The 22,861-nt window shown below is 29.8% G+C and carries 21 protein-coding genes; 8 read left to right on the top strand and 13 right to left on the bottom strand.

Annotated features, from left to right (window positions below; all coding sequences use genetic code 11):
* Positions 1 to 146: 146 nt before the first annotated feature.
* The 5 genes from accD (at position 147) to ACY2RW_RS09850 (ending at position 6,768) form a co-directional block, all read left to right on the top strand.
* Positions 147 to 1,019 carry an acetyl-CoA carboxylase, carboxyltransferase subunit beta gene (accD, locus tag ACY2RW_RS09870; RefSeq protein ID WP_490122561.1) on the top strand — a complete coding sequence of 291 codons (873 nt, stop codon included), beginning with the start codon at positions 147 to 149 and terminating at the stop codon, positions 1,017 to 1,019.
* A 149-nt stretch (positions 1,020 to 1,168) separates the two neighbouring features.
* Positions 1,169 to 1,438 (top strand): 30S ribosomal protein S15, encoded by a 270-nt coding sequence (rpsO, locus tag ACY2RW_RS09865; RefSeq protein ID WP_490122560.1) that lies wholly within the window; start codon positions 1,169 to 1,171, stop codon positions 1,436 to 1,438.
* A gap of 282 nt (positions 1,439 to 1,720) precedes the next feature.
* Positions 1,721 to 3,967: a polyribonucleotide nucleotidyltransferase gene (locus ACY2RW_RS09860; RefSeq protein WP_490122559.1), complete on the top strand. Its 2,247-nt coding sequence runs from the start codon at positions 1,721 to 1,723 to the stop codon at positions 3,965 to 3,967.
* 125 nt (positions 3,968 to 4,092) lie between these two features.
* Positions 4,093 to 5,217 carry a 2-amino-4-hydroxy-6-hydroxymethyldihydropteridine diphosphokinase gene (gene folK, locus ACY2RW_RS09855; protein WP_490122558.1) on the top strand — a complete coding sequence of 375 codons (1,125 nt, stop codon included), beginning with the start codon at positions 4,093 to 4,095 and terminating at the stop codon, positions 5,215 to 5,217.
* 69 nt (positions 5,218 to 5,286) lie between these two features.
* Positions 5,287 to 6,768 (top strand): OmpA family protein, encoded by a 1,482-nt coding sequence (locus ACY2RW_RS09850; RefSeq protein ID WP_490122557.1) that lies wholly within the window; start codon positions 5,287 to 5,289, stop codon positions 6,766 to 6,768.
* Between the two features lie 148 nt (positions 6,769 to 6,916).
* Here ACY2RW_RS09850 and gldC read toward each other — a convergent pair whose 3' ends face one another.
* Both gldC and gldB read right to left on the bottom strand, forming a co-directional pair.
* Positions 6,917 to 7,252: a gliding motility protein GldC gene (gene gldC, locus ACY2RW_RS09845; protein WP_490122556.1), complete on the bottom strand. Its 336-nt coding sequence runs from the start codon at positions 7,250 to 7,252 to the stop codon at positions 6,917 to 6,919.
* Positions 7,252 to 8,205, bottom strand: coding sequence for a gliding motility lipoprotein GldB (gldB, locus tag ACY2RW_RS09840; RefSeq protein ID WP_490122555.1), 954 nt, complete (start codon positions 8,203 to 8,205; stop codon positions 7,252 to 7,254). The genes gldC and gldB overlap by 1 nt, the downstream gene beginning before the upstream one ends.
* 59 nt (positions 8,206 to 8,264) lie before the next feature.
* Between gldB and nadE the strand changes: the two genes are divergently transcribed.
* Positions 8,265 to 9,053 (top strand): NAD(+) synthase, encoded by a 789-nt coding sequence (nadE, locus tag ACY2RW_RS09835; RefSeq protein ID WP_490122554.1) that lies wholly within the window; start codon positions 8,265 to 8,267, stop codon positions 9,051 to 9,053.
* Between the two features lie 59 nt (positions 9,054 to 9,112).
* On the opposite strand, the gene ACY2RW_RS09830 is transcribed toward nadE, so the two are convergent.
* The 6 genes from ACY2RW_RS09830 to ACY2RW_RS09805 form a co-directional block, all read right to left on the bottom strand.
* On the bottom strand, positions 9,113 to 9,244 hold the full coding sequence (locus tag ACY2RW_RS09830) for a hypothetical protein (protein ID WP_490122553.1): 132 nt from the start codon (positions 9,242 to 9,244) through the stop codon (positions 9,113 to 9,115).
* A 103-nt stretch (positions 9,245 to 9,347) separates the two neighbouring features.
* Positions 9,348 to 11,360, bottom strand: coding sequence for a DNA primase (gene dnaG / locus ACY2RW_RS09825; protein ID WP_490122552.1), 2,013 nt, complete (start codon positions 11,358 to 11,360; stop codon positions 9,348 to 9,350).
* A gap of 278 nt (positions 11,361 to 11,638) precedes the next feature.
* A complete protein-coding gene (clpX, locus tag ACY2RW_RS09820) occupies positions 11,639 to 12,877 on the bottom strand; it encodes an ATP-dependent Clp protease ATP-binding subunit ClpX (protein WP_490122551.1) in 1,239 nt (412 codons plus the stop codon).
* Positions 12,878 to 12,955: 78 nt separating this feature from the next.
* Entirely contained in the window at positions 12,956 to 13,615 is a 660-nt protein-coding gene (clpP, locus tag ACY2RW_RS09815) for an ATP-dependent Clp endopeptidase proteolytic subunit ClpP (protein ID WP_109405454.1), read from the bottom strand.
* Between the two features lie 169 nt (positions 13,616 to 13,784).
* Positions 13,785 to 15,107: a trigger factor gene (gene tig, locus ACY2RW_RS09810; protein WP_490122550.1), complete on the bottom strand. Its 1,323-nt coding sequence runs from the start codon at positions 15,105 to 15,107 to the stop codon at positions 13,785 to 13,787.
* A 78-nt stretch (positions 15,108 to 15,185) separates the two neighbouring features.
* Entirely contained in the window at positions 15,186 to 15,542 is a 357-nt protein-coding gene (locus ACY2RW_RS09805) for a phage holin family protein (protein WP_490122549.1), read from the bottom strand.
* A 178-nt stretch (positions 15,543 to 15,720) separates the two neighbouring features.
* Between ACY2RW_RS09805 and ACY2RW_RS09800 the strand changes: the two genes are divergently transcribed.
* Positions 15,721 to 16,614 carry a DUF6882 domain-containing protein gene (locus tag ACY2RW_RS09800; protein WP_490122548.1) on the top strand — a complete coding sequence of 298 codons (894 nt, stop codon included), beginning with the start codon at positions 15,721 to 15,723 and terminating at the stop codon, positions 16,612 to 16,614.
* A 142-nt stretch (positions 16,615 to 16,756) separates the two neighbouring features.
* Here the strand turns inward: ACY2RW_RS09800 and ACY2RW_RS09795 are convergent, their stop codons facing one another.
* The 5 genes from ACY2RW_RS09795 to ACY2RW_RS09775 all read right to left on the bottom strand — a co-directional run bounded on the left by ACY2RW_RS09795 (position 16,757) and on the right by ACY2RW_RS09775 (position 21,639).
* Positions 16,757 to 17,275 (bottom strand): hypothetical protein, encoded by a 519-nt coding sequence (locus tag ACY2RW_RS09795; RefSeq protein ID WP_490122547.1) that lies wholly within the window; start codon positions 17,273 to 17,275, stop codon positions 16,757 to 16,759.
* A 135-nt stretch (positions 17,276 to 17,410) separates the two neighbouring features.
* Positions 17,411 to 17,704, bottom strand: coding sequence for a hypothetical protein (locus ACY2RW_RS09790; RefSeq protein ID WP_490122546.1), 294 nt, complete (start codon positions 17,702 to 17,704; stop codon positions 17,411 to 17,413).
* A gap of 258 nt (positions 17,705 to 17,962) precedes the next feature.
* Entirely contained in the window at positions 17,963 to 19,771 is a 1,809-nt protein-coding gene (locus ACY2RW_RS09785; RefSeq protein WP_490122545.1) for a GNAT family N-acyltransferase, read from the bottom strand.
* A gap of 53 nt (positions 19,772 to 19,824) precedes the next feature.
* A complete protein-coding gene (locus ACY2RW_RS09780) occupies positions 19,825 to 21,078 on the bottom strand; it encodes an aspartate kinase (protein ID WP_490122544.1) in 1,254 nt (417 codons plus the stop codon).
* 81 nt (positions 21,079 to 21,159) lie between these two features.
* Positions 21,160 to 21,639: a GNAT family N-acetyltransferase gene (locus ACY2RW_RS09775; protein ID WP_490122543.1), complete on the bottom strand. Its 480-nt coding sequence runs from the start codon at positions 21,637 to 21,639 to the stop codon at positions 21,160 to 21,162.
* Positions 21,640 to 21,830: 191 nt separating this feature from the next.
* On the opposite strand from ACY2RW_RS09775, the gene fbp reads away from it, so the two are divergent.
* The gene (fbp, locus tag ACY2RW_RS09770) at positions 21,831 to 22,841 is read left to right on the top strand and encodes a class 1 fructose-bisphosphatase (RefSeq protein ID WP_490122542.1); all 1,011 of its coding nucleotides are present in this window, start codon (positions 21,831 to 21,833) and stop codon (positions 22,839 to 22,841) included.
* The last annotated feature ends 20 nt before the right edge of the window (positions 22,842 to 22,861 follow it).

Here is a 22,861-nt window from a genome sequence, read left to right as displayed (position 1 = left end):
ATTATATATAAAGCACTTTGATTGTATCAAAGTGCTTTTTTTATGATATTAATTTATCTAAAAGAACACTTTAAAGAAAAAACTTTTACATTTGTATTACATTTATTCTTAATAAATAAGACAACCTAAAAAACATAACAACAACTATGGCTTGGTTTAAAAGAACAGACAAAGGTATTCAAACCTCTACAGAGGATAAAAAAGACACTCCAAAAGGCTTATGGTATAAAACACCAAGTGGAAAAATAATAGATACAGAAGAGTTAAAAAGAAACCTATATGTTAGTCCTGAAGATGGTTACCATGTAAGAATTGGTAGTAAACATTATTTCGAATTATTTTTTGATGATAATAAATTTACAGAATTAGATAAAAATCTTACTTCTAAAGATCCATTAAAATTCGAAGACACAAAAAAATACACAGATCGTGTAAAAGCTGCACAAGAAAAAACCAAATTAAAAGACGCTGTAAGAACTGCAGTTGGTAAATCTTTAGGCAAAGATTTAGTTATTGCTGCTATGGATTTTGCTTTTATTGGAGGTTCTATGGGATCTGTAGTTGGTGAAAAAATTGCAAGAGCAATTAACTATGCTATAGAAAATAAATTACCTTTTTTAATGATTTCAAAATCAGGTGGAGCAAGAATGATGGAAGCATCACTCTCTTTAATGCAATTGGTAAAAACATCTGCAAAATTAGCACAATTGGCAGAAGCTAAATTACCTTATATTTCTTTATGTACAGACCCAACAACTGGTGGTACTACAGCTTCTTATGCAATGTTAGGAGATATTAATATTGCAGAACCTAACGCATTAATAGCTTTTGCAGGACCTAGAGTTGTAAAAGACACCACAGGTAAAGACTTACCAGAAGGATTTCAAAAATCTGAATTTGTTTTAGAACACGGTTTTTTAGATGCTATTTACGAACGTAAAGACTTAAAAAAACAGGTAAATCTGTATATAGATTTAATCCAGAATTTACCAATTAGAAAACCAGAGACAGTATCATAAAATAAAGCCAGCAATTGCTGGCTTTATCATTTATATAAGTTTCTAAAAAGATTTTTTTTGCAGGAGTTTATTACAAAAAATAATTCTATATTTGCAGCTTCAATGAAAACATCATTGATATACATAAAAATCATTTAAATAATATTGGCATGTACTTAACAAAAGAAGTAAAAGAAAGCATTTTCGAAAAACACGGTAAAGGTAAAAACGATACTGGTTCTTCAGAAGGTCAAATTGCATTATTTACGCACAGAATCAACCATTTAACTGAACACTTAAAAAACAATCGTAAAGATTATAATACAGAGCGTTCTTTAGTAATGATGGTAGGTAAGCGTAGAAGTTTATTAGATTACCTAAAGAAAACAGATATTACTAGATATCGTGCAATAATCAAAGAATTAGGAATTAGAAAATAATTCTCACAAAAAGAGGTGCTATAAACGCGCCTCTTTTATGTTTAAATACATTCCTTGTCATTTCGAGTGTAATGAAATGAAACCGAGAAATCTAAATTTAATTATTAGAGATTTCTCCACAAGGTCGAAATGACAATAAATATTCAATTCTGCTTAACAAACAGAATCTTAATAAAAAAATCAAGAATAGTAACAGCATTCTTGTATTTCCATTGCAACAACAAACAACAACACAACAACAACACAACAACAAACAAATTAAAAATTTAGAATTAAAATTTTATGATTCCAAAAGTATTTAGAGAGGTTATAGACCTTGGAGATGGAAGAACCATCTCATTAGAAACCGGTAAATTAGCGAAACAAGCGCACGGTTCTGTAGTTGTTCAAATGGGAAAAGCAATGTTGTTATGTACAGTAGTTTCTAACTACAAACAATCTGACGTAGATTTCTTACCACTTACAGTAGATTACAGAGAAAAATTTGCTGCTGCAGGACGTTATCCTGGAGGCTTCTTTAAAAGAGAAGCAAGACCAAGTGATGGAGAAGTATTAACAATGCGTTTAGTAGACCGTGTTTTACGTCCATTATTTCCAAAAGATTACCATGCAGAAACACAAGTTATGATACAATTAATGTCTCATGATGATGATGTTATGCCAGATGCATTAGCTGGTTTAGCAGCTTCTACAGTAATACAATTATCAGATATTCCTTTCGAGACTCCTATTTCTGAAGTACGTGTTGCACGTGTTAATGGAGAGTTTGTAATCAACCCAACAAGAACACAACTAGCAGAGTCTGACATTGATATGATGATTGGTGCTTCTGCAGATTCTGTAATGATGGTAGAAGGTGAAATGGATGAGATTTCTGAAGAAGAAATGGCAGATGCCATTAAGTTTGCTCACGAAGCTATTAAAGTACAATGTGCTGCACAAGTTCGTTTAGCAGAAGCTTTTGGTAAAAAAGAAACACGCGAATATGAGCCAGAAAGAGAAGATGAAGAATTGGCTAAAAAAATAAACGATTTAGCTTACGACAAATGTTATGCAATTGCAAAACAAGGAACTTCTAAAGCAGAACGTTCTACTGCTTTCGCAGAAGTAAAAGAAGAAATTACTGCTACTTTTACAGAAGAAGAATTGGCAGATTTTGGTGGGTTAATTGGAAAATATTTTAATAAAGCTCAAAAAAATGCTGTTAGAGAATTAACCTTGGCAGAAGGTTTGCGTTTAGATGGACGTAAAACTACAGATATTAGACCAATTTGGTGTGAAGTAGATTACTTACCATCAACACATGGTTCTTCAATTTTTACTCGTGGAGAAACACAAGCACTAGCTACAGTAACTTTAGGAACTTCTAGAGAAGCAAACCAAATAGATATGCCATCTTATGAAGGTGAAGAAACGTTCTATTTACACTATAACTTCCCTCCTTTTTGTACAGGAGAAGCACGCCCATTAAGAGGAACTTCTCGTAGAGAAGTTGGTCATGGTAATTTAGCTCAAAGAGCTTTAAAAGGAATGATTCCTGCAGATTGTCCTTATACAGTTAGAGTTGTAAGTGAAGTTTTAGAATCTAATGGTTCTTCTTCTATGGCAACAGTTTGTTCTGGTACAATGGCTTTAATGGATGCTGGAGTTCAATTAAAGAAACCCGTTTCTGGTATTGCTATGGGATTAATTTCTGATGGAGATAGATATGCAGTATTATCTGATATTTTAGGTGATGAAGATCATTTAGGAGATATGGACTTTAAAGTAACAGGTACAGAAGATGGTATTACTGCCTGCCAAATGGACATTAAAGTAAAAGGACTTTCTTACGAAATTTTAGTAAATGCTTTAAAACAAGCAAGAGATGGTCGTTTACACATTTTAGAAAAGCTAACAGATACAATTGCAGCACCTAACAGTGATGTAAAAGCTCACGCACCAAAAATGATAACTAGACGTATTCCTAATGATATGATTGGTGCATTTATTGGTCCTGGAGGTAAACATATTCAAGAATTACAAAAAGAAACAGAAACTACAATTGTAATTACAGAAGATCCTGTTACAGAAGAAGGTATCATAGAAATTTTAGGAACAAAACCAGAAGGTATAGAGCAAGTTATTGCAAAAATAGAATCTATGTTATTCAAACCTCAAGTTGGTAGCGTTTATGAAGTTAAAGTAATTAAAATGCTAGATTTTGGTGCAGTTGTAGAGTATACAGAAGCTCCAGGAAATGAGGTTTTATTACATGTTAGTGAATTGGCTTGGGAACGTACAGACAACGTTTCTGATGTTGTTAAACTTGGTGATGTTTTAGATGTAAAATACTTTGGTATAGACCCAAGAACTCGTAAGGAAAAAGTTTCTAGAAAGGCTATTTTACCTAAACCAGAAGGCTATGTAGCTAGACCACCAAGAGATAATAATCGTTCAGGTGGACGTGATAACAGAGGTAGAGATAATCGTGGACGTGACAACAGACGTGATGATAGAAAACCTAGAGAACCAAGAAAAGAAGAGTAATTATTTATGCTGAACTTATTTCAGTATCTTATAATAATGAGATTGAAAATCGCTAATTAATTTTAGCGATTTTTTTTGTTTATAGGGTATTTATAAAATGCTTTTATTTTCTTTGTAAACATTTTATGAAAATTCAAAGAATTACATATTTATCTTTAGGAACTAATCAAGGAAATAAACTTGAAAACTTACAAAACGCAATTTATCTAATTGATGCTAAAGTTGGTGATATTCAAAAAATATCATCTATCTACAAAACCGAAGCATGGGGTTTTGAAGGAGATGATTTTTATAATATATGTCTTCAAGTATCTACAAGTCAAAATCCAGAAACATTAATTGGCTCTCTTTTACAAATTGAAAAAGATTTAGGTAGGCAAAGAAATGATACAGCAGTATATCAAAATAGGAATATAGATATCGATATTTTATTGTTTGATACCGAAATTATCTTATCTAAAAACTTAACTATACCTCATCCAAAAATGCTATTGCGTAAGTTTGTAATGATTCCTTTAGCAGAAATTGCTCCAAACGCGATTCATCCAATAGAAAAAAAACAAATTGGTATTTGCTTACAAAAAATTGATGATAGTTTAGAAATAATCAAGATTGATAAAAAACTTGAAAGGCCCATTCCTATTTCAGAAAAATACAATTACATAGCAATAGAAGGTAATATTGGCGCAGGTAAAACATCATTAGCAAAAATGATTTCTAATGAATTTAACGCGAAAACAGTTTTAGAGCGTTTTGCAGACAATCCATTTCTTCCAAAATTTTATCAAGACAAAGAAAGGTATGCCTTTCCTCTAGAAATGAGTTTTCTAGCAGATAGATACCAACAATTAACCGATGATTTAGCGCAGTTCGACTTATTTAAGAACTTTATTGTTTCTGATTACTATATCTTTAAATCGCTAATATTTGCACAAGTAACCCTACAAAAAGAAGAATATTTATTATACCGAAAAATGTTTAACTTAATGTATAAAGAAATTACAAAACCAGATTTATACATTTATTTATATCAAAACACAGAAAGGTTACTAAAAAATATAAAAAAAAGAGGAAGAGCTTATGAGCAAAGCATACAAGCCTCTTATTTAGAAGAAATACAGAATGGTTATAAAAACTTTATCAATACAGAAACAAATTTAAATATATTAATTATTGATGTTTCTAAAATAGATTTTGTAAATAATATTAAAGATTACAATTACATTATCAATAAAATAAAGCGTTTTTAAAAAAAAAATTATACTTTTGCGAGAATGAATAATTCCCCCAATTGTTTAAACAGAAAATCATATTAAAAAATGAGGAGAATTTTTTTATTTGTTCTATTTAGCACTTTTATAGTTGCTGAATCTTTCAGTCAATTTACCACAGACGAAATTACCTACGGAAATAGAATCGATTTAGAAAACAGTAACAGTTGGGCAGTTGGTGCAGGTTTGAGTAACTTTATCATGCATGGAGATATGCGTTCTATTGGCACAAGTGATGATACAAATTATTATAATTTTGGTGCTTATGCTTACGTAAATAAAATGTTTAATCCATTATTAGGATTAGAATTTAAAGCTTCATTTTCAAAAATATCTGGAGGTGCTCAATATTTTTCTACTGTTTACGAGCTCTTATACGTTAATAACGCTGTTATTAGGGATGATATGAAGTTTGAAGGTAGAGCCTATGGTGCAGAATTAAACTTAATTTTTAGTTTTACAAATTTATATAAAACTACAGCTACTAAATGGCATGCTGCAGGTTATTTTGGTGTTGGTTATCACTTATATAATTCAGCATTATTTGAAAGGTTAGCAGATGGTTCTTTTAAAAAAATTCCAGGAGCAGATTTTGGTAATAATCCAGCAAGAAACAGTGTAAATCAAGCGAGTTCTATTTATTTATCTGGTCAATTTGGCTTAAAAAGAAGAATTAGTAAACGTGTTGACTTGGAGTTTAGAACAGGTATGTATTTTAATTATGAAGACCATTTAGATGCTGCAATTTCTAATAAACAAGATTGGGAAACCTTCTTTGTTTCTAGTATTGGTGTTGCTGTTAAATTGGGTAAGAAAAAAATATTTACTATTTGGGGTGATGAAGGTAGAGATGGTACAAATGGTAGTGATTTTAAAATTGTAGATACAGATAATGATGGTGTTATGGATCAATTAGATATTGAACCAAATACTCCAGCAGGTGTTATGGTTTATGGTAATGGTAAAGCTGTAGATTCTGACAAAGATGGTTTACCTGATTACAAAGATAAATGTCCTCTTAAATATGGACCTATTTCTAACCAAGGTTGCCCATTAAACAAAGATACAGATGGAGATGGTATTATGGATGCAGAAGATTTATGTCCTAACACTCCTGGTGTTGCAGAAAACAGAGGTTGTCCAGTTCAAGACAAAGAACAACCTCAAAATGTTACACAACAAATTGGGTTACTTGCTGCAAGTATTTATTTTGACACAAATAGCGATAAAATAAAGAGTATTTCTTTTGCTACGATTGATAAAATCATCAACTTAATGAAAAAAGTACCAGATGTTAAATTCGTAATTGAAGGGCATACAGATGATAGAAATAGCGATAGATATAATTTATATTTATCTCAAAGAAGAGCAAATTCTGTTAGAAAGTATATGATCCAACAAGGTATACCAAATACCAGCTTAGAAGCAAAAGGATATGGAGAATCTAGACCTAAATTCTCTAACGACAATGCAGGTGGTAGACAATTAAATAGAAGGGTAGAGATAAAACCAGTAGGTTCTATCGATTAAAAATATAACACACCATAAACTAAAAAAGAGACTATTTAAAAAAATAGTCTCTTTTTTTATAGATTAATTTCTTTTACATAAATAAAAAAAGCCTTTTTAAAGGCTTTTATAAATTCTATGAATTATTTATTGTAAAAAGAAATTCAATTTACTTTTTCAGCTCAAGCTTTTCAGCAAAATAATCACAGAAATCACGCATGGTTGCACTCATTTTTTGATCATCTGTAGCTCTTTCAAAAGTATCTGCCATAGAAACTAAAGTTTGATGATAAAACTGCTTCATTTCGTCTACTGGCATATCTTTAGTCCACAAATCCATTCTTAAAGTATCTTTCTGTTTATGATCCCACACAGAAATCATAATTGCTTTAGATGATTCGTTATTTATCCCTCCATCTTTAGCTGTCCAAGAAATTTCTTCTGGAACTTTATTTTCGTCTAAACCAACTTTAAATTTTATTTCTGAATTGTGCTTTATTGACATTATTTTCTAGGTTTGTATTTGGATTTTTTTAATAATTCTTCTGATCCAATTTTTAATAATTCCTGCAAAGATACATCATTATGTTTCATATAAGACTTTACAATTTGCCAACCTACCCAAACCCCAATTTTTCCAGGAGATAGGTTGTCTTGCTCTAAATAAAATTTTGAAAAAGGTGCATTTTCTAAAAATCTTTTATTCAGCTTAGTATCTGTACTAAAAAGTAGTTTTTTTTCTATAAAATACTTCCAAATTTGTTCTTCATTTTCAATTGCCCAATCCAATTTCTGTTGTTCATATCCCATTTTATATTTGTCATAAACATCTGGTAAATACAGGTCTAGCAAATACATTTTTTTTCCTTCAAAAATCATTTTACCAATAAAAGTTCTATCAGTAAAATTTGTTATTTGCTTTTCTATAATTGATTTTGCAACATCTACAACAATATTTTCTTTGGTGTTGTTTTCTTTAATATACTTAGGGTAGTCTGCGTAAAATGGATGTTTTTTACCCAAATAAACATCTAAAGAAATTAACAATAGGCTATCTGCATAAATTACTCTTCTATCATAATCTATATTACTAATAATTGTTGTTACATTAGGCTCCTTAAATTTTGGATTGTAATATTTTATATGGGCAAATAAGTTTTTAAGCTGTAGATTAACATCAGAAAAATCTTTATAAATTTTTTGAGTTTCTAAAAACAATTCTTGTTCATCTTTATCTTTCATTTTAACAAAAGCCAAACTGTCTGTAAATTGCTTTGGAAACAAATAAGGATATTTTTTTTTTATTTGTGGGAGTTTTTGAGGAGATGTTGTATAAAAATCTACTTCATATCTATTTAAGTTATAATCTATTTTTAAATTAGATACATCTATTTTCTTGCTATTTTTACAAGAAAAAAATGATATTAAAACAATAAAAACCTTTAGAAAAAACCTCATAAACTTTGTATCTTGCTATTAGAAATTTAAAACGATAAAAATACTAAAATAGTTTATCTATGAACACCAAAAAAGTTTCAGAATATATTATTAATTGGTTAAAAGAATATGCAGAAAACGCAAAAGTTAAAGGTTTTGTTGTTGGGGTTTCTGGAGGTATTGATTCTGCCTTGACTTCTACTTTATGCGCAAAAACGGGTTTCCCTACACTATGTGTAGAAATGCCAATTCATCAAGCACAAAGTCAAGTTACTAGAGCAGAAGAGCATATAAAACAATTAAAAAACAAATTTCCGAACGTTTCTGAAGTAAGAGTTAATTTAACCTCTACTTTTGAAGATTTTAAAAATGTAGTTCCTGATATAGATGACTCTGCAAAAGTAGCTTTGTCATTAGCCAATACAAGAGCAAGGTTAAGAATGACAACCTTATATTATTTTGCAGGTTTGCATGGTTATTTAGTTGCAGGAACTGGAAATAAAGTAGAAGATTTTGGAGTTGGATTTTACACAAAATATGGTGATGGAGGTGTAGACTTAAGTCCGATTGCAGATTTGATGAAATCTGAAGTTTATAAATTAGCTGCATATTTAGATGTACCAAACTCTATACAAAAAGCAGCACCTACAGATGGATTGTTTGGAGATAGTAGAACAGACGAAGATCAAATTGGTGCGTCTTATGATGAGTTAGAATGGGCCATGAAAATGCAAGAAAACGGTAAATCTGAAAATGATTTTTCTGGAAGAAAAAAAGAAGTATATAAGATTTATGAAAGATTAAATAGAATTAACCAACACAAAATGCTACCCATACCAATTTGTGAGATTCCAATAGCATTGAAATAATAAAAAAAGCCAAAATCATAGATTTTGGCTTTTTATAAGTTTTTAGTTTGGGGAGCAAATTACAACAAATTAGCTGCAATCATCATTTTTTTAATTCTCATATAAGCTCTTTTTTTAGATCCTTTAGATATTTCGAAAGGTAAAAAAATAAGAAGCTGAAGAATTTTTAATAATTGTAAAAATCTTTTCATAGTTATATATGTTTTTCTTTTAGCGAGGGCAATATACAAAAAATGTATTAAATCTATAATTATTTCTATAGGTGAAAACACCTGTTTTTTAAATTTAACAGTATTACACTACTCTATTTAATTTATCAAACAGTCTAATTCTTAAAGAATTATAATTCATAATCTCTTCTTTCTCTTCATTTGTGTATTCTTTTTTTGCCACCATTTGGTCTTTTACAAGTAGGTCTATCAAAGTTCTTCTAAGGTTATAAATGGCATCATTTACTGCTTTTTCTAAAACTTCTAAATCGCTAGTAACAAATATATTTTGTCCTTCCCAATTACTTAATTGTCTATTTGGGTTTTCTTTGTCCATTAGTATAGAAGTAATTATGTTGGCAATTTCTACATTTTCATGATTGATAAAATCATTTATATTTAATGTCTCAATTTGATTTAATTGATGAATCATCTCTTCATAAATTTCTTGAAATATTTTATTAGAAAATTCTATTTCATCATCTTGTAAATGCACATATATTTCTGCAGAGACAGTATTTTTATATTTTCTTGTTGTAATTGTTTCCTTTCCATCTTCATCTACATTGGTAATTTCTTCAGTAAAATCTACTTCTTCATTACCATAAAGCACCAAAAGTCTAATAATTTCTTTTTCTAAAATTGATAGCTGATCTATTTTTTGAGTAGCTGTGTTACCTCCTTTTACCAAACCCATTTGAGCTTGCTCTTGCTCCATAAAATATTCTGGAGGAGGTTGATTTGGGTCTTGCTGAGGTTGGTTTTGTTTCTTAGCTGCTCTACTTTTTTCTTGAACACCTTTTTTTAACAACTGAGCTAACTCACTAAATAAAACACGTTCAGAAATATCCATAATCCTAGCACATTCTTGTACATAAACTTCACGTTGAATGCCATCAGGAATTTTAGAAATACTCGTTACAATATCTCTAATCACCCCTGCTTTTTTTATAGGGTCGTTATCAGAATCTTTTAATAAAAGTGACACTTTAAAGTTGATAAAATCTTGTGCAGAATTTTCTAAATATGCTTTTAACTCAGTATCTGAATGTGATTTTGCAAAACTATCTGGATCTTCTCCATCAGGAAACTGAACCACTTTTACATTCATTCCTTGTTCTAGAATTAAATCTATTCCACGAATGGAAGCTCTTATTCCTGCTGCATCTCCATCAAATAAAACTGTAATGTTTTTTGTTAACCTATTTACCAATCTAATTTGATCAGAAGTCAATGCTGTTCCTGAAGAAGCCACCACATTCTCAACTCCAGATTGATTGAAAGAAATAACATCTGTATAACCCTCTACCAAAAAACAATTGTCTTGTTTGGCAATTTCTTTTTTTGCTTGGTAAATTCCGTAGAGAATTTTACTTTTATGATAAATATCGCTTTCTGGCGAATTTAAGTACTTGGCTGCTTTTTTATCTGCAGTTAAAATTCTGCCTCCAAAACCTAAAATACGACCAGACATGGAATGAATAGGAAACATTACACGACCTTTAAAACGATCGAATTGTTTGTTTTCTTTTACAATTGTGAGTCCTGTTGCTGCTAAATATTTTAAATCGTAACCTTTTGCTAAAGCTGCTTTTGTAAAATTATCCCACTCATCTATACAATATCCTAACTCGAACTTTTTAATGGTTTCTTCTCTAAAACCACGCTCTTTAAAGTAACTTAAACCTATTGCTTTTCCTTTATTAGAGTTTAGCATGATATCATGAAAGTAATCTTTGGCAAATTTAGATACCAAAAACATACTTTCTCGCTCATTCATCTGCGCTTTTTCTTCATTGGTTTGCTCAGTTTCTTCAATTTCTATATTGTATTTTTTAGCCAACCATCTTAAGGCTTCTGGATATGAATAATGCTCGTGTTCCATTAAAAAAGAAACCGCATTTCCTCCTTTTCCTGTAGAGAAATCTTTCCAGATTTGTTTTACTGGAGATACCATAAAAGAGGGTGACTTTTCATCTGTAAACGGACTTAAACCTTTAAAGTTACTTCCTGCTTTTTTCAATTGTACAAATTCACCAATAACCTCTTCTACTCTCGCAGATTCGAAAACTCGGTCTATGGTACTTCTTGAAATCATTTGTTATTTGTTTGGAAAAGTGATGACAAATATAAGAATTAGAAGTTTCATTTTTTTAAATTTCTAAAATGAAAAACCTCAAAGGTTTTAAAAACCTTTGAGGTTTGTATTAATTCTAAAAGCTGTTTTCACAAACTTCCTCTTTTTAGTTTGCAATACGCGTTAAGGATTGAGCAATTGTTTGAGCTCTTTTTTGTTTTTCACAAAAAAAGCGAGTGCCTTTCGACTACGCTCAAGATAAACTTCAGCCTGACCTGAAAGGGAACGTCCAAAAAATATTAAGAAGCTGCTCTTAATTTCTTTAAAGTTGTATTTGTTAATTTAGATTCTGCATATTCTTTGGTTACGTTAAATTCTTTTTGATCTGAACTTGGTAAATCGAACATGGCATCTGTAAAAATAGCTTCGCATAAAGAACGTAAACCTCTTGCACCCAACTTGTATTCTACAGCTTTTTCTACGATATAATTTAACGCTTCTTCTTCTATAGTAAAAGCAACGTCATCCATTACAAATAACTTTGCATATTGCTTAATAATAGAGTTTTTAGGCTCTGTTAAAATAGCACGTAAGGTTTTCGCATCTAAAGGATTCATATAACTTAACACTGGCAAACGTCCAATAATTTCTGGAATTAGTCCAAATGCTTTTAAATCTGAAGGGATAATGTATTGCAACAGGTTTTCTTCATCTACTTTGTCTTCATCTAAAGAAGCACTAAAACCTACAGCTTGCATGTTTAAACGCTTACTGATGATTCTTTCGATTCCAGAAAAAGCACCACCTGCAATAAATAAAATTTCTTTGGTATTTACTTCAACAAATTTTTGCTCAGGGTGTTTTCTACCTCCTTTTGGTGCCACATTTACAACTGTACCTTCTAATAATTTTAACAAGGCTTGCTGAACTCCTTCTCCTGAAACATCTCTTGTAATGGATGGATTGTCTCCTTTTCTGGCAATTTTATCGATTTCATCTATAAAAACAATACCTCTTTCTGCTTTTTCTACATCATAATCTGCTGCTTGTAATAGCCTACTTAAAATACTTTCTACATCTTCACCTACATAACCTGCTTGTGTTAAAACAGTAGCATCTACAATAGAAAAAGGAACATTTAACATTTTTGCAATTGTTTTTGCAACTAAGGTTTTTCCTGTTCCTGTTTCTCCAACCAAAACAATGTTAGATTTTTCTATTTCTACATCGTCTTCATCATTTTTATCTTGTAACAAACGTTTGTAATGATTGTAAACAGCCACAGACATAGAACGTTTTGTTTCATCTTGCCCAATAATGTATTGGTCTAAAAATTCTTTGATTTCGAGCGGTTTTTTTAGTGTTAAATCTTTAGACAAACTGCTTGATTTTGCATCAGAAATTTCTTCTTCTACAATACCATGTGCTTGTTCTATACATTTATCACATATATGGGCATCCATACCTGCAATTAGCAAATCTGTTTCCGCTTTTTTTCGTCCGCAAAACGAACATTCTAAGTTTTCTTCTTTCGACATTTTCTTTGGTTTTTGGTTGGTAGTTTATGGTTATTGGTAAAAAGTAACCAACAACTAAAAGCCAGCAACTAACAACTACTACTTTCTTGCTAAAACTTCATCAATCATTCCATAGGCTTTTGCCTCTTCTGCTTTCATCCAATAATCTCTATCAGAATCATTGTGTACTTTCTCTATTGTTTGACCTGAGTGATTTGCAATAATTGCATACAATTCATCTTTTAACTTTAAGATTTCTCTTGCAGTAATCTCAATATCTGAAGCTTGACCTTGAGCACCACCTAAAGGTTGATGAATCATAATTCTAGAATGTGGTAATGCAGAACGTTTTCCTTTTTCTCCTGCACACATTAAAACGGCTCCCATAGAAGCTGCCATTCCTGTACAAATTGTTGCTACATCTGGTTTTATAAACTGCATAGTATCGTAAATACCCAAACCTGCATACACACCTCCTCCTGGAGAATTGATGTAAATTGAAATGTCTTTATTCGCATCTACACTTTCTAAAAACAACAATTGTGCTTGTATAATATTTGCTACTTGATCGTTAATCCCTGTTCCAAGAAAGATAATTCTGTCCATCATTAAACGTGAGAAAACATCCATTTGTGTGATGTTCATCTGACGCTCTTCCATAATATATGGTGTTAAACTACTTGTTATTTTAGTATAACTAGTACTGCTAATTCCATGATGTTTGGTTGCGTATTTTTCGAACTCTTTTCCGTAATCCATTTCTGTGATTCTTTTTGTGTTTAATATTGTAAAGATAAGAACTATTTCTTACTATTTTGTTAGTGTTTGTCGCTAAAAAAACCTGAATTTTACAATTCAGGTTTTATTTATATTATTTTAGAAAGCAACTTCTCGACTGCGCTCGAAGTGACATTTCTAAATAAAACTTTTATTTGTATACTTCCTTAATAAAGTCTTCGTAAGAAACTTCTTTCGTTTTAAATTTCATATTCTCTTTAAAGAAAGTCAATAATTTTTGACTAATTAATTGAGATTGTAATTTTTGAGCTTCTTCTTGGTTTTGTAAGATTCTACCAGCAATATCATCCAATTCTTTTTCTTCTGGATTCATGTTACCAAATTGCGCCATTTGCGTGCGGATAAAGCCTTTTGCATAATCTACCAATTCTTGATACTCTAATTTGATATCGTTATCTTTCATAATCTTACCTTCGATTAATTGATAACGTAAACCTTTTTCTGATTTTTTATACTCTGCAGCAGCTTCATCTGCAGATAATTCTTTTTCTCCTGCAGTTGCTAACCATTTTTGTAAAAATTCTGCTGGTAAATCAAACTTTGTATTTTCTATTAAATGCTCTGTAATTGCGTTTAATAATTGTTGATCTCCTTGTTGTTGGAATTGCTTTTCTGCATCTTCCTTAATTTTTTCTCTTAATTCTGTTACAGTAGAAACGCTACCATCAGCAAATAATTTATCGAACAATTCTTTGTCTAAATCTGCTGGTTCTGTTTTTGTAATTTCTTCTACTGTTAAAGTAACTGTAATGTCTAAATCGTGAATTACATCATGAGAAACCCCTAAAATGTGTTGTAATTTATGGTCGTCTTCAAATAATTTCTTAGTCTCTAACTCAATTACATCACCTACTTTAGCACCAATTACTTTTTTCTCGTTTTTCTTTCCTTTTAAGTCGTTTACTAAGAAAGTAGATTTTTTGTTGATGCCATTTTCTTCGTTTACAAAAGTACCTGTAACATTAGAGTGCTCAGTAGCTTCCTCTAAAGAAGACATTTTTCCATAACGAGTTTGAATATTCTTTACTTCTTCATCAATCAACTCATCAGTAGCAACAATGTTATATTGTTTTACTTTGTTTTTTGCGTTTAAATCAACCTCAAATTCTGGTACTAAACCCAATTCGAATTCAAAAGAAAATGTTTCTGCATCCCAATTAAATTCATCTTGAACTCTTGGAATAGGATTTCCTAAAATATCTAATTTTTCTTCTGTGATAAATTTATTTAAAGAATCTTGTAAAAGCTTGTTAACCTCATCTATCATTATAGATTTACCATATTGCTTTTTTACCATTCCCATTGGCACATGTCCTTTTCTAAAACCAGGAATGTCTGCTTTTTTACGATAATCTGTTAATACTTTTGTTACTTTTTCTTGATAGTCATCTGCAACAATATCTACTTTTACAACTGCGTTTAACGCATCTATGTTTTCTTTTGTAATATTCATTTCTTATTCTTTAAAAAATCGAGTGCAAAATTAAGCTTTTTAATTGATTGCACAAATGTTTAAGTACTTCTATTTCAGTTATTTTAACGATTTCTTATCTTCTTTTAATAAAGAAAATAGTGCTAATCTAAAAATGGACAGTAATATACTGAATAACAATGCCCACCAAAAATTAGAAACTGCAAAGCCATCTACTAATTTATCTGCCAACATTATAATAATTGCATTAATTACAAAAATAAATAAGCCAAAAGTAACTAGAGTTGCTGGAAGTGTAAAAAAGATTAATAAGGGTCTTACAATCATATTAAGTATAGCAATTACTGCTGCAACAATTATCGCAGACAAATAACCAGACACTGCTACTCCATTTAAAATATTAGCTAAAACAATAACTGCTAAAGCCGTTAATAAGATTTTTAAAAATGTTTTCATAAGTTTAATTTATATCTTTTTAAAAGCGAAAACTATACCAAATGAAAAAGACTGAAGTTTTGGCAGGTTAATAAATATTTAAGTTTGTTTCTAAACTTTAAAAAATATAAATTAGCTACCTCATCACATACTGAATTAAAATTTACCTCATATTTAAATTTGTAGTTAATTAAACCAAATGAATAGATTAACTTTTACAATAATATTGATCATGTTTTCATTGATTTCTAAAGGTCAATCCGAATTGGAAAATAAATTTCTAGAAGCAAACTCTGAAATGAGCTTAAGAAATATGTATCAAAGAATCGTTTGGAATATGCAACCTACAAATGAATATTTGTTTGACCAAACAGCAGGAAAAATTAAATACACTGTTAAGGAAAATGGTTATGACGTAATTGTGACACCCCAAATTTTAGGAACATTTAATCTTAATGACGAGACATTTTTATGGGCAGACAAAAATCCTTCAATTAACAAAAACCTGAATGACAAAGTAGATTCTTTTAAAAAAACTCTACCAAAAAAATATCAAAAGAATAAGTTTAAGTCTTCAACTAAATTTAATACAAATTTGTTATCTCTTTTTAGTTATCAATTAAATTCAAATGGTTTTGACTCGAAGCGTCAAGAAAATACAATTATATATTATTCTCTTTTAGAAATAAAAATATTTGAAAATGGAAATGAAATTTTAATGATTGAACCTAAACAACACACTGTTGAATTAGAAACTCTAGAAAATATAAATCTTATAAAAAAATTCCACAAAGAAAAACTAAAAATCAATAAACAGTATAAAGAAAAAAAGATTAACAGTAAGAAGGCTTTTAATAAAATAAAAAGAATTCATTTAAAATACTGGCTAAACGAAGATGACTATTTTTCTTCTTCATTATGCTGGCCTTGTAATTTTGATGAAAAATTAATACTTGAATGGAAAGAATTTAAAATCGATGGCAACAGACTTTTTGTAATGTACACAACTGATTTAGGGTGGACAACTGAATCATACGCATACGAAATTGATTTAAATGCTAATGGTAATAAAAAAATATTAAAAGAATATTAAAACATCGTTTTTGTGTATGTTTCAGTTGCGTGGAATAAGCACTAAAATTACCAAATAATTACTGAATGGAAAATCCTCGCGGATTTTTTCGTAAGTAGTTTAGAACCAAATAATTAATTATAGACGTTGTTGGCTGTAGTTTTTAGGAGTTCTTTTTATCATATAAATCAGCATAACCGTTATAATTCAAAACTCTTTTAGCATGAATAGCAACCAAGTCATATTTGTGGTGAACAAATTTTTCAATCCGTTTATTTATTCTTTGGCTGTTGAACTTTATTAAGTCCATAAAAATACAACCTTGTACAGAATAAATGAATTCCAATTTTTCAAATTCTTCAAAAGCTATTTTTTCCATTTCGGAATCTCCTTTTTTAAAGTCATTTATTAGTGCAGCCCATTTGATTTTTTCAAAATGAGAATCTTTTACCTTAAGTTGCTTTAAAAGAACTGGCAGAGCATTTTCGGATTTCATTTCGACTAATGTTTGTGCAATTATAAGGTCTTCATTTTCTTCAAGCTCCTGAATTAGTCTTTTTTCAACTGCCAAAAACTCTTTTTTATTAAGTCCTGCAATGATTTTATCATTAGTAAACCATTCACGTTCTTTGCCAGTTGATGGCGGAATAATTTCCTTTATTAAGTCTTCAATATTTCTCATTAGTGAAATTGGGCACAACGTTTTTGTGAATGTTTCAGTTACGTGGAATAAGTACTAAAATTAGCAAATAATTACTGAATAGAAAATCTTCGCGGATTTACCCAAGTAAGCTATAAGAGAAATTTAGCATACACGTTATTGTAGTACGTAGTTTTTTATTTTCTTTTTGATTTTAAATTCATAAATTGTATCAATCCCAAAGTTATAAGGCATTCTTCCACTCTGTGAACCAACATTTCTCAAATTATAAAGTATCTCATTTTCCACACATATAAAAACTATTTTATGTGTTTTTCCAAAAATAGTTTTCAACCAACCTGAATGATAATTTTCACTACTATAAGTCAACTCAATAAGTTCTTTAGAATTCAATTTTTCAATGAATTTAATATTCTGTCTAATTCCTTTCTTTGTGTTGATTTTTTTCAATATTTTCTCATTCTTTTTACTGAAAAAAGTAAAAACAAGAATATAAATTCCAAATAAAAACAGCATTATTTGAGAAGATTCTAATTTTCCTATTGAACTACTTTTATAAATTCCATAAGTAGTTATAATAAAGAATAAAATCAGTAAAAAGAAATAAATAAAATTACTCCAAAATTCGTCTAATTCATCTTTTGGTAATTCCCCTTTTTTGATAATATTTTCCAGTTCTTTTTTTTGTCATTCAGTAATTACGCACAACTACTTACTATGCTGTAACTCTGTTGCTCTTTTTTCTAACTCTGCTTGAAATTCTTCCATCACAGGTTTTACAGTACTGTCTGGTATATCTGCTACTTTTATATACATTAATCCATCAACAGCATTGTTAAATTTAGGATCTACATTAAATGCTACCAAACGTGCATTCTGCTTCACATATTTCTTGATTAAAACTGGAATTCTTAGTGCTCCAGGTTCAATTTCGTCAATAATTTTGTCAAACTTTTGCATATCTGCTTTTGTTGCATCAAAAACAAAATCTTTATCTCCGTCTTTTAATTTTACCTTGTATTCTTTTTTAGGATAAATGTATTGTGCAATGTAAGGGTCGTAATAATGAGACTTCATAAACTCAATCATTAACGATTTTGAAAACTCAGAAAATTGGTTGCTAATAGAAACACCTCCCATTAAATATTTGTATTCTGGATAACGCAAAGTAACATGTACAATTCCTTTCCACAATAAGAATAAAGGCATTGGTTTTTGTTGATATTCATTAATAATGAAAGCTCTACCCATTTCTATAGTATTTTCCATCATTTGATGCAACTCTGGCTCAATTCTAAACAAGGTTTGAATGTAAAAACCATTGATTCCATATTTTTTATAGATTTCTTTACCCAACCCCATTCTATAAGCTCCAACTAAACTATTGGCTTCTCTATCCCATAAAATAAGATGGTAATAGTACTTGTCATATTTATCTAAATCTATGGCTTTGTTTGTGCCTTCTCCAACATCTCTAAATGTTATTTCTCTTAGCCTCCCAATTTCATGCAATAAATTGGGGATATCTTTTGCATTCGCAAAAAAAACTTCATAATTTTTGCTTTCTAATAGCCTACCTTCTGCCTCTCTTAAAGCATTAATTTCTTTAATAAAAGTATCTACATTTTTTTGTGAAGTAATTTTTTTTGCTGGCTTTTTTATTTTAATATTTTTAGCAGAAATTAATTTATGTGCCTTCTCAAAAGGATTTGCCAACATGTATGTTTTCTTTCTAATAAACTCGTAAAATTCAGGGATTTTTTTAAACTCGTTTTGATCTTTTACAGAAATTGGTTTTCCTATTCTAACTTTAACTACTCTACCTCCTTGAGAAATAACTTCTGATGGTAATTTTGCAGTTCTTAACGTATCTGAAATCTTAGATAAAAAGTAAAAAAGACGACTGTTTTTAGCATGAAAGTAAATAGGTATTATAGGTACATTTGCTTTCTTTATCAATCTAACTGCTCCTTCTTCCCAAGGTTTGTCTACATTTAGTGTTCCGTCTTTATAGGTAGATACTTCTCCTGCTGGAAAAATACCCAAAGGTTTCCCCTCTTTTAAATGTAATAATGCACTTTTAATTCCAGCCACACTCGATTTAGCATCCTTTCTGTTTTCAAAAGGATTTACAGGCATCACATAAGGTTTTAAAGGTTCTATTCTGTGAAGTAAAAAGTTAGCAATTATTTTATAATCTGCTCTTTTTTCTATCAATAATTTTAGCAATAAAACGCCATCAATACCTCCTAAAGGATGATTAGAAATAGTTATAAAAGCACCGTCTTTTGGAATTCTTTTTAAGTCTTCTTCTGGAATTTCGAACTTAATCTCACAATCGTCTAAAACACCGTTTAAAAAATCTAGATCTTTTTTATTTTTATTGTGTTCGTAAATTTTATTGATTGCAGAAATGCGTAAAATTCTTAACAGAACCCATCCAACGAAAGTTCCTAAAAAACCAAGTTTTTGTAAACCAATTACTTGTGCAATTTCTTTAGATGTTACTAATGCCATAAAATTAAGTTAGCGCGAATTGCAAAAATACTAAAAAAAGAAATATACAATTATTAATTTGTTGCCAAAACTAGCTGAATTGTTTCTTTGTTTACTTGTGTTAGTAAAGCCTCTCCTTTTGCTTCGATTTCTGCGACAGCCTGATCGTTAAAATGACGCACAGTATATAAATCTACTGCTTTCTGTACATCTATTTTAAACTCTTTTTTTAACTCATCATAAAAAGCATCGAACTTATTAAACTTATTATCAATACAAACTGAAAAACTAATAGCCGAATTTTGAATTAAGTTTACTTTTAATTGATAGTCATGCAGTTTTTGAAAGATATAACTAATGTTATTTTCTACCATAAAAGAAAAATCTAACGCAGAAATTGAAACCAAAATCTGATTTTTCTTTACAATAAAACAAGGTATATAAGGAACTAATCTTGTACCTTTTGTAACTTTAGTTCCTGTTTCTGTAGGATTTATAAAAGAACGAACTAACAAAGGAATTTCTTTTCGTTCTATAGGCTGTAATGTTTTTGGATGAATTACAGAAGCACCGTAAAAAGCCATCTCAATAGCCTCTTCATAAGAAATTTGTTCTAACAAAGTTGTCTTAGAAAATACTCTTGGATCTGCATTTAAAACTCCAGGAACATCTTTCCAAATAGTTACACTTTCTGCATCTAAGCAATAGGCAAAAATACCTGCAGTGTAATCTGAACCTTCTCTACCAAGAGTAGTTGTGTTTTCTGTATCATTTGCTGCAATAAAACCTTGCGTAATGTTTAATTTTGATGCATCTAATTTTTCTGAAATGATAGCTTGTGTAAGCTCCCAATCTACTTTTGCATCTCTATAATTACTATCTGTTTTTATGTAGTTTCTTACATCAAACCAATTATTTTCTAAACCAATTTTAGTTAAATAAGCACTTACAATTTTTGTTGATAGCAATTCTCCAAAACAAATAATTTGATCGTAGACATAATTATATCTTTGTGATGTGTTTCTTGCTAAAAACCAGCTTAATTCTCCTAAAAGAATATCTATTTCTTTATAAATTTCATCGTTTTTATCAAACAAATCATTAATAATTGCTTTATGAAAATCTTCTATAACTCCTAATTTTTCTGATAACTTATCGGTTTTATTATAATAAGCGTCTATAACCTCTTCAAAAGCATTGGTTATTTTACCCATTGCAGAAATTACCACTACTGTATTTTCTGTACCCTCTTTTTGTAAAATATGCGTTACATTTTTCACACTTGCTGCATCTTTTACAGATGCTCCTCCAAACTTAAAAATTTTCATTTCTAATAGTTATTTATTGTAATAAGACTTCTCGATACAATTTTCTTCTAACTTAGAAAATCAATCGAAGTAACAATACTTTTAATTATTTTTAATAAATTTTGCTAAATTTTCTTTGTTCATTTGCACCACAGACCAATCATTTAAATAGGTTGCTCCTGTGCTTTTATAAAAATCGATTGCATTGGTGTTCCAATCTATTACTTCCCAAGCGACTCTATTGTAATTATTATCGTAAGCATATTTTAAAACTGCTGTATACAATGCTTTTCCTGCACCAATTTTTTGTTTGCTTTTGGTAACAATTAAATCTTCTAAATGAATAGTTCTTCCTTTCCATGTAGAAAAACGCTCGTAAAATAAAGCAATACCTATAATGGTATTTTCTTGTTCTGCTACAAAGACTTTAAATTTTGGATTCTTAGAAAAACCATCTCTTACCAAATCATCTACAGTAATTTCTACTGCATTGGGTTCTTTCTCAAAAATTGCCAATTCTGTAATTAAATTAAATACAGATTGCATATCTTTTTCTTGCCCTAAACGTATTGAAAAATTCATATCACTCAAATTTTAGTCAAAGATAGTTTTTTTGATAGTGTCCAAAAATATTTGAGGATTTTACACACTTATTAACGATTTGTTTAAAAATTTTACATATTATACAATTGATTACATAAAAATGGACAGTAAAGGGTAGTAAATAAGTAAAAAAAATAGATATTTGTTAAAAAATACAACATCAGGCAATTATGACAGGTAAAAAACAAACTTTAGGTGAATTTATTATTGAAAATCAACATTCTTTTAAATACAGTTCTGGAGAACTTTCGAGTCTTTTAAACTCTATAAGGTTGGCTGCAAAAGTGGTAAATCATGAAGTAAATAAAGCTGGATTAGTAGATATTATTGGGGCTTTTGGAGACACTAATATTCAAGGTGAAGACCAACAAAAATTAGATGTGTATGCCAATGATAAATTTATTCAAACTTTAACTCGAAGAAATATTGTTTGTGGTATTGCTAGTGAAGAAGAAGATAGTTTTATTTCTATAAATAGTATTGATGAAAATCATCAGAATAAATATGTTGTTTTAATAGACCCTTTAGATGGTTCTTCTAATATTGATGTAAATGTTTCTGTGGGAACTATTTTTTCTATTTACAGACGTGTTACTCCTGTAGGAACGCCTGTACAATTAAAAGATTTTTTACAAAAAGGTGTAGAACAAGTTGCTGCTGGTTATGTGGTTTATGGTACATCTACAATGCTAGTATACACTACTGGTGATGGTGTAAATGGGTTTACTTTAAATCCTGCTATTGGTTCTTTCTACTTATCTCATCCAAATATGCAATTTCCTGAAGATGGTAATATTTACTCTGTAAATGAAGGAAATTATTTCGATTTTCCTGAAGGTGTAAAAAAGTACATAAAATATTGTCAAGAAGAAGAAGGTGAAAGACCTTACACAAGTAGGTATATTGGTTCTTTAGTTTCTGATTTTCATAGAAATATGATAAAAGGTGGTATTTATATGTATCCAAAAGGCTCTAGAAACCCGAATGGAAAATTACGTTTATTGTATGAATGTAATCCTATGGCTTTTTTAGCAGAACAAGCTAATGGAAAATCTTCTGATGGTTATACAAGAACTATGGAAGTTGAACCTACAGAATTACACCAAAGAGTACCTTTTATTTGCGGTAGTAAAAATATGGTAAACAAGTTAGAAGAGTTTATGCAGAAATACGGAGAATAAATCTTCTTTATACTATTATA

Source organism: Polaribacter sp. 2305UL8-11 (genome assembly GCF_058147165.1).
Note: the sequence above shows the minus strand (reverse complement) of the source record. Positions and strands in the feature narration are given on the sequence as shown.

Bases quoted from the DNA above. Each gene is read 5' to 3' on its own strand.
- accD (WP_490122561.1), top strand. From the start codon at position 147: ATGGCTTGGTTTAAAAGAACAGACAAAGGTATTCAAACCTCTACAGAG.
- rpsO (WP_490122560.1), top strand. From the start codon at position 1,169: ATGTACTTAACAAAAGAAGTAAAAGAAAGCATTTTCGAAAAACACGGT.
- ACY2RW_RS09860 (WP_490122559.1), top strand. From the start codon at position 1,721: ATGATTCCAAAAGTATTTAGAGAGGTTATAGACCTTGGAGATGGAAGA.
- folK (WP_490122558.1), top strand. From the start codon at position 4,093: ATGAAAATTCAAAGAATTACATATTTATCTTTAGGAACTAATCAAGGA.
- ACY2RW_RS09850 (WP_490122557.1), top strand. From the start codon at position 5,287: ATGAGGAGAATTTTTTTATTTGTTCTATTTAGCACTTTTATAGTTGCT.
- gldC (WP_490122556.1), bottom strand. From the start codon at position 7,252: ATGTCAATAAAGCACAATTCAGAAATAAAATTTAAAGTTGGTTTAGAC.
- gldB (WP_490122555.1), bottom strand. From the start codon at position 8,205: ATGAGGTTTTTTCTAAAGGTTTTTATTGTTTTAATATCATTTTTTTCT.
- nadE (WP_490122554.1), top strand. From the start codon at position 8,265: ATGAACACCAAAAAAGTTTCAGAATATATTATTAATTGGTTAAAAGAA.
- ACY2RW_RS09830 (WP_490122553.1), bottom strand. From the start codon at position 9,244: ATGAAAAGATTTTTACAATTATTAAAAATTCTTCAGCTTCTTATTTTT.
- dnaG (WP_490122552.1), bottom strand. From the start codon at position 11,360: ATGATTTCAAGAAGTACCATAGACCGAGTTTTCGAATCTGCGAGAGTA.
- clpX (WP_490122551.1), bottom strand. From the start codon at position 12,877: ATGTCGAAAGAAGAAAACTTAGAATGTTCGTTTTGCGGACGAAAAAAA.
- clpP (WP_109405454.1), bottom strand. From the start codon at position 13,615: ATGGATTACGGAAAAGAGTTCGAAAAATACGCAACCAAACATCATGGA.
- tig (WP_490122550.1), bottom strand. From the start codon at position 15,107: ATGAATATTACAAAAGAAAACATAGATGCGTTAAACGCAGTTGTAAAA.
- ACY2RW_RS09805 (WP_490122549.1), bottom strand. From the start codon at position 15,542: ATGAAAACATTTTTAAAAATCTTATTAACGGCTTTAGCAGTTATTGTT.
- ACY2RW_RS09800 (WP_490122548.1), top strand. From the start codon at position 15,721: ATGAATAGATTAACTTTTACAATAATATTGATCATGTTTTCATTGATT.
- ACY2RW_RS09795 (WP_490122547.1), bottom strand. From the start codon at position 17,275: ATGAGAAATATTGAAGACTTAATAAAGGAAATTATTCCGCCATCAACT.
- ACY2RW_RS09785 (WP_490122545.1), bottom strand. From the start codon at position 19,771: ATGGCATTAGTAACATCTAAAGAAATTGCACAAGTAATTGGTTTACAA.
- ACY2RW_RS09780 (WP_490122544.1), bottom strand. From the start codon at position 21,078: ATGAAAATTTTTAAGTTTGGAGGAGCATCTGTAAAAGATGCAGCAAGT.
- ACY2RW_RS09775 (WP_490122543.1), bottom strand. From the start codon at position 21,639: ATGAATTTTTCAATACGTTTAGGGCAAGAAAAAGATATGCAATCTGTA.
- fbp (WP_490122542.1), top strand. From the start codon at position 21,831: ATGACAGGTAAAAAACAAACTTTAGGTGAATTTATTATTGAAAATCAA.